The organism is Blautia sp. AM42-2 (genome assembly GCF_003480245.1).
Taxonomy (GTDB): domain Bacteria; phylum Bacillota; class Clostridia; order Lachnospirales; family Lachnospiraceae; genus Fusicatenibacter; species Fusicatenibacter saccharivorans.
The window spans coordinates 484,823-497,540 of sequence record NZ_QUIM01000001.1 but is presented as its reverse complement, the minus strand read 5'-3'; the positions used below and the strand labels follow the sequence as shown (position 1 = coordinate 497,540).

Annotated in this window: 14 protein-coding genes; 10 read left to right on the top strand and 4 right to left on the bottom strand. The window is 46.4% G+C overall.

Annotated features, from left to right (window positions below):
* Positions 1–10 precede the first annotated feature (10 nt).
* The 9 genes from DW915_RS02405 (at position 11) to rsmH (ending at position 7,565) form a co-directional block, all read left to right on the top strand.
* Entirely contained in the window at positions 11–706 is a 696-nt protein-coding gene (locus DW915_RS02405) for a YggS family pyridoxal phosphate-dependent enzyme (RefSeq protein ID WP_022462859.1), read from the top strand.
* An 89-nt stretch (positions 707–795) separates the two neighbouring features.
* Positions 796–1,407, top strand: coding sequence for a cell division protein SepF (locus DW915_RS02400; RefSeq protein ID WP_055217838.1), 612 nt, complete (start codon positions 796–798; stop codon positions 1,405–1,407).
* A 133-nt stretch (positions 1,408–1,540) separates the two neighbouring features.
* Positions 1,541–2,653, top strand: a complete 1,113-nt coding sequence (aroB, locus tag DW915_RS02395; RefSeq protein WP_118741484.1) for a 3-dehydroquinate synthase — start codon at positions 1,541–1,543, stop codon at positions 2,651–2,653.
* Positions 2,643–3,179, top strand: a complete 537-nt coding sequence (gene lspA / locus DW915_RS02390; RefSeq protein WP_022462862.1) for a signal peptidase II — start codon at positions 2,643–2,645, stop codon at positions 3,177–3,179. Before aroB ends, lspA begins: the two co-directional genes overlap by 11 nt.
* Positions 3,172–4,101, top strand: a complete 930-nt coding sequence (locus DW915_RS02385) for an RluA family pseudouridine synthase (RefSeq protein ID WP_118741483.1) — start codon at positions 3,172–3,174, stop codon at positions 4,099–4,101. The genes lspA and DW915_RS02385 overlap by 8 nt, the downstream gene beginning before the upstream one ends.
* A 174-nt stretch (positions 4,102–4,275) precedes the next feature.
* Positions 4,276–4,914, top strand: coding sequence for a cytidylate kinase-like family protein (locus DW915_RS02380; RefSeq protein WP_117508930.1), 639 nt, complete (start codon positions 4,276–4,278; stop codon positions 4,912–4,914).
* A gap of 75 nt (positions 4,915–4,989) precedes the next feature.
* Positions 4,990–5,430 carry a D-aminoacyl-tRNA deacylase gene (gene dtd, locus DW915_RS02375; protein WP_022462865.1) on the top strand — a complete coding sequence of 147 codons (441 nt, stop codon included), beginning with the start codon at positions 4,990–4,992 and terminating at the stop codon, positions 5,428–5,430.
* Between the two features lie 108 nt (positions 5,431–5,538).
* Positions 5,539–6,486, top strand: coding sequence for an RluA family pseudouridine synthase (locus DW915_RS02370; protein ID WP_055217841.1), 948 nt, complete (start codon positions 5,539–5,541; stop codon positions 6,484–6,486).
* Positions 6,487–6,515: 29 nt separating this feature from the next.
* Positions 6,516–7,565 (top strand): 16S rRNA (cytosine(1402)-N(4))-methyltransferase RsmH, encoded by a 1,050-nt coding sequence (gene rsmH, locus DW915_RS02365; RefSeq protein WP_055266069.1) that lies wholly within the window; start codon positions 6,516–6,518, stop codon positions 7,563–7,565.
* A 98-nt stretch (positions 7,566–7,663) separates the two neighbouring features.
* Here rsmH and DW915_RS02360 read toward each other — a convergent pair whose 3' ends face one another.
* Together DW915_RS02360 and lexA are read right to left on the bottom strand one after the other, a co-directional pair.
* The gene (locus DW915_RS02360; protein WP_022462868.1) at positions 7,664–8,740 is read right to left on the bottom strand and encodes a tyrosine-type recombinase/integrase; all 1,077 of its coding nucleotides are present in this window, start codon (positions 8,738–8,740) and stop codon (positions 7,664–7,666) included.
* A gap of 205 nt (positions 8,741–8,945) precedes the next feature.
* Positions 8,946–9,614, bottom strand: coding sequence for a transcriptional repressor LexA (gene lexA, locus DW915_RS02355; protein WP_055217843.1), 669 nt, complete (start codon positions 9,612–9,614; stop codon positions 8,946–8,948).
* A gap of 253 nt (positions 9,615–9,867) precedes the next feature.
* Between lexA and DW915_RS02350 the strand changes: the two genes are divergently transcribed.
* On the top strand, positions 9,868–10,242 hold the full coding sequence (locus tag DW915_RS02350; RefSeq protein WP_055266071.1) for a LysM peptidoglycan-binding domain-containing protein: 375 nt from the start codon (positions 9,868–9,870) through the stop codon (positions 10,240–10,242).
* A gap of 194 nt (positions 10,243–10,436) precedes the next feature.
* On the opposite strand, the gene DW915_RS02345 is transcribed toward DW915_RS02350, so the two are convergent.
* A complete protein-coding gene (locus DW915_RS02345) occupies positions 10,437–10,811 on the bottom strand; it encodes an ArsR/SmtB family transcription factor (RefSeq protein ID WP_055217845.1) in 375 nt (124 codons plus the stop codon).
* A 17-nt stretch (positions 10,812–10,828) separates the two neighbouring features.
* Entirely contained in the window at positions 10,829–12,697 is a 1,869-nt protein-coding gene (locus DW915_RS02340) for a heavy metal translocating P-type ATPase (protein ID WP_117508933.1), read from the bottom strand.
* Positions 12,698–12,718: the final 21 nt, after the last annotated feature.

Here is a 12,718-nt window from a genome sequence, read left to right as displayed (position 1 = left end):
TTAGAAAGATATGCTGAAAGAGAACTATGAAGAAGTCCAGAAGAAAATTACAGAAGCCTGCAAAAGAGCCGGACGGAACCGGGAGGAAGTTACCCTGATTGCGGTCAGCAAGACAAAACCGGTCGAAATGCTTTCCGAAATCTATGATCTTGGCGAACGCAATTTCGGTGAAAACAAAGTGCAGGAGCTGACAGAAAAAGAGGAAGTGCTGCCAAAGGATATCCACTGGCACATGATCGGTCATCTGCAGCGGAATAAAGTAAAATACATTGCAGGAAAAGTTGCCCTGATTCATTCTGTCGATTCTCTTCGTCTGGCAAAAACGATCAGTGAGGAAGCGGTAAAGCACAACTGCGAAATCCCGATCCTGATCGAGGTAAACGTTGCCGGCGAGGAAAGCAAGTTTGGTGTCTCCGTAGAGGAAACCCTTCCGTTGATTGAAGAAATCGCAAAACTTCCGGCAATTCATGTGGAGGGACTTATGACCATTGCACCGTATGTGGAAGATCCAGAAGAAAATCGTCCGGTTTTTCGCAAATTAAAGGAATTAAGTGTTGACATTGCCGCCAAAAACATTAATAATGTACGTATGGCCATTTTGAGCATGGGCATGACCGGCGATTACGAAGTAGCAGTAGAAGAAGGCGCCACTTTAGTACGGGTTGGAACCGGAGTCTTTGGCGAACGGGATTACAGTAAAAGATAACAGGAAGCCTTTCCAAGAAGAGTGACCCCGCGCATTCTGCACGGCTGTCTGGCCAAATGCCACAGGACTAAAAATAGGAGAGTATAAGAATGAGTGTTTTAGACAAATTTCTGGATGCCATCCGGCTGAACGACGATTACGAGGAAGAGGATGCTGATTCGGATAGCTTCTTCGATGAAGAAGACGATGATATAGAAGAAAAACCAAAGAAACGTTTCTTCCGTAAACTGGAGAACGAGGATGAGGACGAAGAGGAAGAGCCGCAGGCGAAACCGGTTCACACTGCACCGCGTAAACAGCCGGCGCCAAAGACCACCGCTTCAAGCCAGGCTGCTGCTGCACGAGCTCCAAAGCCAGCTGCTCCGGTTTCCTCGAAAGTTACTCCAATGAGAAAGAAAGCAGGTGCATTAAATATGGAAGTATGCGTCATCAAACCGGCTTCCATGGAGGATACCCGTGAAATCGCGGATACGCTTCTGGCCGGATGTACCGTTGTCCTTAACTTAGAAGGCATTGATGTGGATATTGCCCAGAGAATCATTGATTTCTGCTGTGGTGCATGCTACTGCATGAGCGGAAGTCTGCAGAAAGTTTCCAGCTATATTTTCATCCTGACACCGTCCAGCGTAGAAATTTCCGGTGACATCCAGGATATCTTAAGCGGAGCTTTTGATCTTCCAAATATCCGTACCGATTATTAAAGAAAATTATCTTTGCAGTAAATTAAAATGGATCCACTGGATCAATTATTGATTTGCTTAGTAACAAAGGAAAAGCATCAGATGCAGGATTCTGATGCTTTTTTCATGAAAGAACATACAGGAGGCATAATTTATGAAAACACTTACCGTTAAAAGAGAAGGCACATCTACTGAATTTTCTTATGAAATTGTCTGGGACGGCAGCTACGAACGCCTCTCCGGCTGTGTGGAGAACTTAAAACTCCCTGCAAAAAAGGCCTGCATTGTCACAGACAGCACGGTTTCAGAACTGTATCTGGAAGAGGTAAAAAATGTACTGTCCCCGCTGTTTGAGACCGTAACCGCATTTGTTTTCCCGGCTGGTGAAGCAAGCAAAAATCTGGATACCGTCAAAGATCTGTACACGCATCTGATTGAAAACCACTTTGAGAGAAAAGACATTTTATTCGCACTCGGCGGCGGTGTCGTTGGGGATCTGACCGGCTATGCGGCGGCAACGTATCTGCGCGGCATTGATTTCATCCAGCTTCCGACGACACTGCTTGCACAGGTAGATTCCAGCGTTGGAGGAAAAACGGGCGTCGATTTCGACCAGTACAAAAATATGGTCGGTGCATTCCATCATCCACGTCTTGTCTATATGAATATGGCAACCTTAAAATCCCTGAACGGCGAACAGTTTGCCTGCGGTATGGGAGAAGTCCTGAAAACAGGTCTGATCCGCGATGAAAAATTCTACATCTGGACCATCAATCACATGTCTGAGATCGAAGAGCGGATTGAGCCGGTATTAACGAAAATGATCCAGAAATGCTGCAATATCAAACGCCAGGTTGTAGAAAATGACCCAACAGAACAGGGAGAGCGTGCCGTTTTAAATCTTGGCCATACGATCGGTCATGCCATTGAAAAGCTCAAAAACTTCGAACTGCTCCATGGCCAGTGCGTTGCACTTGGAACCGTTGCTGCTGCCTATATTTCCTACAAGAGAAGTTATCTCTCCGATGAAGAGTTTTACGAGATTCGTGATATGAACGTCGGTTTCTATCTGCCAATCACCGTGGACGGCCTGAAATCGGAAGATATTCTGGCTGCAACAAAATCGGACAAGAAAATGGAACAGGGTACGATCAAATTCATCCTTCTGGAGTCTGTCGGCCATGCTGTGGTGGACCGCACGGTTACAGATGAAGAAATGCTGGAAGCTATCAATTCTATTAATGGAGATCTGATCGATGAAGAGTAAAAAACTTTCTCCGCTGGCCGTTTATCTGGTTTGCGCGGCAGCGATTGTCCTTCTGCTTGCAGCAGATCAGTATACAAAATCACTGGCAGTGCAGTATCTGAAGGACCAGCCGTCGATCGAGCTCATTCCAGGGGTTTTGGAGCTGTTTTATCTGGAAAACCGCGGTATGGCATTCGGACTTCTGCAGGATCAGTACTGGCTGTTTGCTATGATGACGGTATTGTTTCTGATCGTCATGGTGATCGTCTTTTACAAGCTTCCAAAGACACGCCGCTTTTTACCGCTTTTTGCCGTGCTGACTGTTCTGACGGCTGGTGCGGTCGGAAATTTTTACGATCGTTTTCTGAATCACTATGTCGTTGATTTCATCTACGTTTCGCTGATCAACTTTCCGGTTTTTAACGTAGCTGATATTTATGTCACCGTATCGGTCGCTGTCTTTTTACTGCTGTATCTGTTGTACTACAAGGACGAAGACTTCGCATTTCTGCATAAAAACGCCAAAAAGGAGGAGTCCGATGGCTGAAGAAGAACGGATTTTGGAAGTTACACCGGATTTTGACGGAAAACGGATTGATCAGTGCCTGGCCGCATCTTTTTCGGACTGTTCCCGTTCTTTTCTGCAGAAGCTTTTAAAAGACGGAAAGGTTTCGATCAACGGAAAAACGCAGAAAGCAAGCAGTAAGGTTGCCGCCGGTGATGCCGTTCTGGTGCTTCTGCCGGAACCGGAAGAACTGAACGTGGATCCAGAAAACATTCCGCTTGATATTCTGTACGAGGATGATGATCTTCTGGTCGTCAATAAGCCCAAGGGGATGGTCGTACATCCGGCGGCAGGCCACAGCAGCGGAACACTGGTCAATGCGGTTCTGTATCACTGCCGCGGAAATCTCTCCGGCATCAACGGCGTTCTGCGCCCCGGAATCGTCCACAGAATCGATATGGACACAACGGGTGCCCTGGTTATCTGTAAGAGCGATTTCGCCCACCAGAGCCTCGCAGAACAGCTCTCTGTACATTCCATTACCCGAAAGTACCGGGCAATTGTCCATGGGAATCTGAAAGAGGACGAGGGAACCGTGCGCGGTGCAATCGGCCGCCATCCGACAGACCGGAAAAAGATGGCGATTAATGAACGGAATGGAAAACCGGCGGTCACACATTACCGTGTGCTGGAACGCTTTGGAAATTATACGTATATTGAATGCCAGCTGGAAACCGGCCGGACGCATCAGATCCGTGTCCATATGGCAAGTATCGGGCATCCGCTGCTTGGCGATGCGGTTTATGGCCCAAAGAAATGCCCGGTGAAAAACCTGCAGGGACAGACGCTGCATGCGATGGTACTTGGATTTATCCATCCACGGACCGGTGCCTATATGGAGTTTGAGGCGCCGCTTCCGGAATATTTTTCCAATCTGTTGCTGCAGTTTCGAAAAAATGTCTGAAACTGCTTAAAAAGAATGATATTTCAAAAAGTATATAGTTAATTTGTATAAGTTTTATCAAAATGTTCTGTACTTTCTGTGAATTCTGTAGTATACTGGATGTAACGAAAAAAACGCGAGTTACTACATCTGTGAAAGCAGATTATTGTGACGGAATGGAAAGGAGCGGATTATATGAAAACTATCATAACGATTGGACGTCAGTACGGAAGCGCCGGACATTCCATTGGTAAGATTTTAGCGGATGACCTGGGAATCAAGTACTATGACAAAGAGCTGCTGGAGAGAGCAGCAAAGGACAGCGGATTATGCCAGGAATTGTTCGAAAACCACGATGAAAAACCAACCAACAGCTTTTTATACTCTCTGGTTATGGACAGTTACTCCTTCGGCTATGGATCTACCATGATGGATATGCCGCTGAACCAGAAGGTATTTCTGGCACAGTTTGATGCCATCAAGAAGATTTCGCAGGACGGTCCGTGTGTCATCGTAGGCCGCTGTGCAGATTATGCACTGGAGGAAAATCCGAACGTGCTGAGCATCTTTATTAAAGCAGATATGCAGGATCGCATCCGCCGTATCGCAAAGCTGTATGATCTTTCCGATGCAAAAGCAAAAGACAAGATCACAAAGATCGACAAACAGCGTGCAAGCTACTACAATTACTACACCAGCAAACGCTGGGGCGAGGTAGACAGCTACGACCTGTGCCTGAACAGCAGTGTATTCGGTATCGATGGAACCGTAGATATGATCAAACAGGCAATTGAAGTTAAAGAAGCGGGAATCCGCAAGATTTTCAGCACCTGATCAAAACAGAACATAGGAGAAACGACCCTCCTCTTAAAAATAAGAGGAGGGTCATTTTATGAAAGGATTTTAAAGATGAGAATTGTTATACAACGTGTAAAAAGAGCAAGTGTTTCGGTGGAAGAGAAGGTTGTCGGATCGATTCAGAAAGGTTTTCTGGTTCTGATCGGTGTCGGCCAGGGGGACGATGAAGCAACAGCAGACAAGTATATGAAAAAACTGCTGGGACTGCGTATTTTTGAAGATGAAAATGGAAAGACGAACAAGTCCCTGGCAGATGTGGATGGACAGCTTCTGATGGTTTCACAGTTTACCCTGTATGCCAACTGTAAAAAGGGAAACCGTCCAAGCTTCACGGAAGCAGGCGAGCCGCACAGAGCAGAAGAACTGTATGAATATATGGTCGCGAAAGCACGGGAACAGGTTCCTGTTGTCGAAACGGGAGTGTTCGGGGCTGAGATGGAAGTATCACTGGTGAATGATGGGCCGTTTACGGTGATCTTAGAGGATCTGTGAAACCTGTTTTTGTCTAGAGATAGTGTACCATCATCGTGCTGAATTGTTTGTATTTATACAGTTTACATAAAATGATTATGTGAACTTGTGAAGAGGAGAAAATCTTTTATGCCGCAATTTGACTATCAGCAGCTGTGTCACTTTGTCCTTCCGGAACAGGGGGGACTGTCGGTGGAAACAATTCTAAAACGTTTTCTGCACCTGACACCACGTGAAATCCGCCATGCCAAATATATTCCGGATGGAATTCAGAAAAACGGTGTTTCCTGCCGCACAAATGCAGTCGTCCAGACTGGAGATACGATCACTTTTCGATATGAGCAGAAGTGTCCCCACCTTTCCGAAGATCAGGTTCTGCCGGTATCAGGTGATTCTGCCGGCGTACGGATTCTCTATGAGGACAGTGATCTCTGTGTCGCAGACAAGCCATCCGGTATGGTCTGCCACGCTTCCCACGGCCATTATTCCGATTCCCTGACACATGCTGCCGCATCCCTGTTAAAAACACCGACAGCGCCTTCTGAACTCCGCTGCATCGGCCGTCTTGACAAAGATACATCGGGTCTGGTACTATTTGCAAAGAATCAGCTGGCTGCTGCCAGACTGTCCCGGCAGCGGGAGAGCGGCGCGCTGAAAAAAGAATACCTGGCTCTGGTACACCATCCCTTTTCCGAAGAAACGCAAAAAGAAACCATTCGTCTTTCCATGGAGCAAATTCCAGGAGATGACCCTGATTCTTTCGATCCGTCTGGGAAACGTATCACTAAAATGCGTATCTGTAAAGAAGGGAACGGCCTGTGGGCTACTACACACTACGAGGCTGTCCTTCAGGATCCTTTCTGGGCCGTCGTGTGCTGCCGTCTGGAAACCGGCCGCACGCATCAGATCCGCCTTCACATGGCATCTATTGGACATCCACTTTTCGGAGATCCGCTCTACGGAGTCCGCGACGGCGGTACCCGTGCCGCGCTCCATGCCTGGAAACTGCACTTTCTGCAGCCGATGACAGGAGAACCAATTGATCTGGAAAATATTCGAACGCACATGTTCGATTAAATATATTTGAAGTATAAGGAGAACATTTTATGGAAGAACAGAAAGAACACAAACGCCGCGTCCGCTACAAAGGCACACATCCGCGGAATTACAATGAGAAATACAAAGAACTGAATCCGGAGAAATATCAGGGGACCATTGAGCATGTGATCCAAAAGGGAAGCACACCGGCCGGCATGCATATCCCGATTCTCGTAGATGAAATCCTCGATTTTCTCAAGATCGAGCCGGGACAGAACGGACTTGATGCAACACTCGGATACGGCGGCCACAGTTCCCGTATGCTTGCATGCCTGCAGGGAAAAGGGCATCTCTGCGCGCTGGATGTCGATCCGATCGAGATGGCAAAAACAAAAGAACGACTGGCCGCGCAGGGGTACGGCCCTGAGATTTTAACGATTCTTCATCAGAATTTTGCCAATATTGATCAGGTTGCTGCCGAATACGGCCCCTTTGACTTCATTCTGGCGGATCTTGGTGTTTCCTCCATGCAGATTGATAATCCGGAGCGCGGCTTTTCCTACAAATATGATGGACCGCTGGATCTTCGCCTGAATCCGGAGGCAGGAATTTCCGCGGCCGAGCGTCTGCGCACGGTTGCACGCGATGAACTGGAAGGCATGCTCATTGAAAACGCCGATGAACCGTATGCAAAAGAAATTTCCCAGGCTGTTACGCGGGCACTTCGGAAAGGAAAGAAAATTGACACTACGTTTGCACTGCGTGATCTGATCGCTGAAGCACTGGATTTTCTTCCGAAAGACGAGAAAAAAGAAGCCATCAAAAAATCCTGCGCCCGCACCTTCCAGGCACTGCGGATCGATGTAAACAACGAATATGAGGTTCTGGAAGCATTCATGGAAAAACTTCCGGATGCTCTTGCTCCGGGCGGCAGAGCGGCAATTCTGACGTTCCATTCCGGCGAAGACCGGCTTGTGAAAAAGTCCATGAAGGGACTGTATCAGATCGGTATTTATTCCGAATATTCAAAAGAAGTCATTCGTCCTTCCAAAGAAGAATGCATCCGCAACAGCCGTGCAAGTTCAACGAAAATGCGCTGGGCAATTAAGGCGGAGTAACTTAAAAAAAGCAGGAGAGAAGTCGTCTCCATAAAAAAGAGGAATCAACGAATGGGATATAATCCCTGTTGATTCCTCTTTGGGTTTCTGATATATTTTTATTCCTCATGCTCCGGCATGGACTCCCGCAGCCGTACCGCTGTGGCAGCCTGACGGCGCCTTGCATCGTCCATGGCAGCATAATGTTTCTTCGTCGTATTGACATCCTTATGGCCGAGGACATCCGCAACAAGATAAATATCGCCTGTTTCCTGATACAGCGTCGTACCGTACGTACTACGCAGTTTATGCGGCGTAATTTTCTTCGTTGTCGTCACCTGGGACGCATATTTCTTCACCAGATTTTCCACCGTCTTGACGTTGATCCGTTTTCTCTGCGCTGAATAGAAGAGTGCGTGTTCGTGTCCTGCCACAGGCGTAATACCTGCGCGGACTTCGATATACTTTTTCAGTGCCTCGGCAACTTCATCTCCAAAGTAGACAAACATTTCATTTCCACCTTTTCGAAGCACTTTGATGCCATTGTTTTTAAAATCGACATCCTCAATATCTAACCCGACACATTCCGACACACGGATTCCCGTGCCAAGCAGAAGAGTAATGATTGCAAAATCACGTTCCTTTGTTTTTTCATAGTAGGCCCGCTGATGATTGCTCAGCCCGTCGCCGCAGGATTCAATAAAATCGAGAAGCTCCGCAACCTCATTTGGCTCCAGACGGATAATTTCTTTTTCATGGAGCTTCGGCATATCGATAAGCAGCGTAGGATTTGTCTCAATCAGTTCCTTTTTGAAATAATAGGAATAGAACGTCCGAAGTGCCGACAATTTTCGTTTCAGGCCTTTTTCCCCGTTGGTGGTATAAGATTCCTGGGAACCGATATAAGCCTTTAAATATTCTGTGTATTCCTCAAGATCAAGTGCAGTGACCTGGTCAAGCACATCAACGGACATCTGATCCATGGGAATTTTGGCAAGTTCCGGATTTTCTTTCTGCAGATACTGAAAAAAGATCCGAAGGTCATATGCATATTTGATCCGTGTGCTGGTCGATGTCGTTGTGCTGATGCCGCGGAAAAATTCGGAAGTAAAAGAGGGAAGCGTCTTCAGAACCTCGCGGAGCTTCAGTGTATTTTCCATATCGGTTTGTTCGTGATACGTAATTTTTGATTTCATAACTGCAAATGAGCCTTTCTAAACAGAAAACCGGGAAAATGAAAGAAGTATTTCTTCTATATAACTATTCGGGAAACGCAGGTTTTTCGAATAGTTGAAGAGTTACTTTCAGAAATCACCGGTTTTTCCTCTGAAACCGCCGAATTTTACAGGCCGATTTCTTGTTCGTTTTTTCACAACATTTTTTATTTTCTTCTTTTATTTTTCAGGATAAAAATCTTAATACTCCGATTACCTTTCCTACGATCTGCAGATCATTCACAAGGATCGGATCCATCTCATCGTTTTCCGGCTGCAGGCGGAAATAACCGTCTTCCTTGTAGAATGTTTTTACTGTAGCGGAATCATTGACCAGAGCGACAATTTTTTCTCCATTTTCCGCAGTTGCCTGTTGCTCCACAAGAACAAGGTCACCGTCTAAAATACCTGCATTTACCATGCTTTCGCCCTGTACCTTTAAAAGGAACGTTTCTGCGTTTGGCAGACGGTCTACCGGCATCGGGAAATATCCTTCAATATTCTCTACCGCAAGAATCGGTTCTCCGGCAGCTACTTTGCCGATCAGCGGAATCTGTGCAACCTCACTCTGGGATGCGGTGTCTTCCGATGCAATTCCCTGGATTGCACCAAGGCGGCCGGTATGGAATCCTTCATCGCAGATTTCAATGGCTCTCGGTTTTGTTGCATCTCGTTTGATATAGCCTTTCCGCTCCAGTGTTTCCAGATGTGCATGTACCGAGGATGTAGAACGAAGGGAAACCGCTTCGCAGATCTCACGCACAGACGGCGGGAATCCTCTCTGCAAAATTTCCTGTTTTAAATATTCGAGAATCTGTCTCTGTTTCTCTGTCAGTTTATTTTTGTCTCCAGCCATCGTATGTTCCTCCTGTCGTTTCGTTTTTTATATGAATTAGGGTAGTCCCCTCTTTCTATACGATATTTGCTTAAAATATACCAAATAAATTTTACCATAAATCCCACCGGAACGCAAACAAAAGTTTCGAAAATTTGTTCGTATTTTGTATTGACAAACATACGTTCTTTTATTATAATGAACATATATTCGAAAGAACAAATGTTCACGTAGCACAACTACTCTTCTATCACAAATCAAGGGGGAATTTTACATGAGTACCAATGCAAAGAAAAGAAAATCACTGAGAGAAAGACGAAAAATCCAGAGAAGAAAACTGCAGATCCGCGCAGCCGCCGCTCTCCTGTCTCTGGCTGCCGTCACATTTCTTTTAATCTTCCACTTCACGCCGCAGAATACGCAGGCAGACAGTGAGCCGAAAGCTCCAACCTACAAATACTACACCAGTATCCGCGTTTCTTCCGGCGATACACTGTGGGACATCGCCAAAGAATACCGTACAGAAGAATACTCCGATATTTCCAGTTACATTGCTGAGGTCCGTGAGATTAATCACCTGAGTTCCAACCAGATCACGGACGGTATGTATCTCTGCATTCCGTATTACTCCGAAGAGTATAAATCATGAAATTCAAGAAATACTTTACATAATTCGGTTATGTAAACAAAGTAAAAAAAACAGCTTCTAAAATGCACGGAACCTTCTAAAACAGCATGTTCGGGAAGCATGGTTTACCAAATAAAGAATGAATGTGAAAAGCAGAAACGTCCCGCAAATGAAATTTCTCATCTGCGGGACGTTTCTGCTATCTTATGCTTTTTTTAATCCTCTTCAATATGCTCCTGTCCCTGTGCGATGATTGTCCGTACATGACCATCTGCAAGAGAGTAGAACACCGATTTTCCTTCTCGTCTGCTCTTTACCAGCTTATTCTGCTTCAGAATGCGAAGCTGGTGGGAAATTGCGGACTGTGTCATGTGCAGTGCTTCTGCCAGGTCGCAGACGCATACCTCTGCCTCAAACAGGACAAACAGGATCTGGATCCGCGTGGAATCACCAAATACCTTGAAAAGCTCTGCCAGATCGTAAAGCTCTGTTTCATCCGGCATGGTCTCATTGACAATCTTTACCAGATTTTCATGAACCTCACAGGAGTCACAGCACAGATCAGCTTCTTCCGGATTGATTTTTGCCATTTTGTGTCCTCGTCTTTCTATAGATTTTTCACAAACAGAGCACGAATTGCATTCAGAACCGCCAGAATCATAACTCCGACATCTGCGAAAATTGCCATCCACATGTTAGCGATACCGATGGCTCCCAGAAGCAGGAACAATACTTTGATACCAATTGCAAAATAAATATTCTCATAAACAATGTGAATACATTTTCTGGAAATGTGAATTGCTTTGGAAATCTTGAGCGGATCGTCGTCCATCAGAACGATATCAGCTGCTTCAATTGCTGCATCGGAACCAAGTGCTCCCATCGCAATACCGATATCGGCACGGGACAGTACCGGTGCATCGTTGATGCCGTCACCTACGAAGGCAAGTTTTTCTTTTTCTGTCTTTGCGGCAAGCAGCTCTTCCACTTTACTTACTTTGTCACCAGGAAGCAGTTCGCTGTAAACTTCATCAATTCCAAGATCTGCAGCTACCTGATCGGCTATCCGCTTGGAGTCTCCGGTCAGCATAATCGTCTTTTTAATACCGGATTTCCGCAGCGCCTGAATCGCCTCTTTCGCATGCGGTTTGATCATATCACAGATCAGGATATGTCCGGCATACTTGCCGTCTACAGCAACATGGACGATGGTGCCGACGCTGTGGCAGTCGATATAATCAACGCCAAGGCGCTCCATCAGTTTTGCATTTCCGGCAGCGACATTTTTACCGTCTACCTTTGCTGTTACACCGTTTCCGCTGATCTCTTCGATGTCCGTGACACGGCTTCGGTCGATCAGTTTTCCATATGCTCTCTGCAGACTCTTGCTGATCGGATGGCTCGAAGCACACTCAGCAAGTGCTGCGTATTCCAGAACATCTTCCTGACTGATCGTATTATGGTGAATACCGGCTACTTCAAAGACACCCTGTGTCATGGTACCGGTTTTATCGAATACAACGTATTTGGTCTGGGAAAGTGTTTCCAGATAGTTGGAACCTTTCACCAGGACACCTTCATGGCTTGCGCCGCCGATACCGGCGAAGAAGCTGAGCGGAATACTGATGACCAGTGCACAAGGGCAGCTGATAACCAGGAAGGTCAGCGCACGGTAAATCCATACGCTCCACTCAGGAGCGGCACTTAAAAACAGCATCCGTGCCAGCGGCGGCAGGATTGCCAGCGCCAGCGCACCGTAGCAGACGGCCGGTGTATAGTATTTCGCAAATTTGGAAATAAAGTTCTCGGATCTTGATTTCTTGGAGCTGGAGTTTTCCACAAGGTCCAGAATTTTGGATACGGTAGACTCTCCAAACTCTTTCGTTGTTTTTACTTTAATCAGACCGGACATATTGATACATCCGCTGATGACTTCGTCTCCATCCCGGGCGTCACGCGGAACACTCTCTCCGGTCAGGGCACTGGTATTCAGTGTGGTGTTTCCTTCTTTGATCACACCATCGATCGGAATCTTTTCACCAGGCTGTACAACGATGATTGTGCCAACCTCAACTTCATCCGGATCAACCTGCTCGAGTTTTCCGTCTACCTCGATATTTGCATAATCCGGGCGGATATCCATCAGTTCGCTGATGTTCCGGCGGCTCTTTCCGACAGCATAGCTCTGGAACAGTTCGCCGATCTGATAAAACAGCATAACAGCTACGCCCTCCGGATACTCGCCAAGCAGAATGGCACCGACCGTTGCAACAGCCATCAGAAAGTTTTCATCAAATACCTGTTTGTTCAGGATTCCCTTCCAGGCCTTTTTCAGGATATCGTATCCGATGACCAGATAAGGAACCATAAAGGTTGCAAATCGCACATAGCCGGTTGTCGGCAGTACCGCGCAGAGAATCAGAAGAACCGATGCAACGATGACGCGGATGAGAACCTTTTTCTGTTTCTTATTCATACATATGCCTCCTTTGTTCTT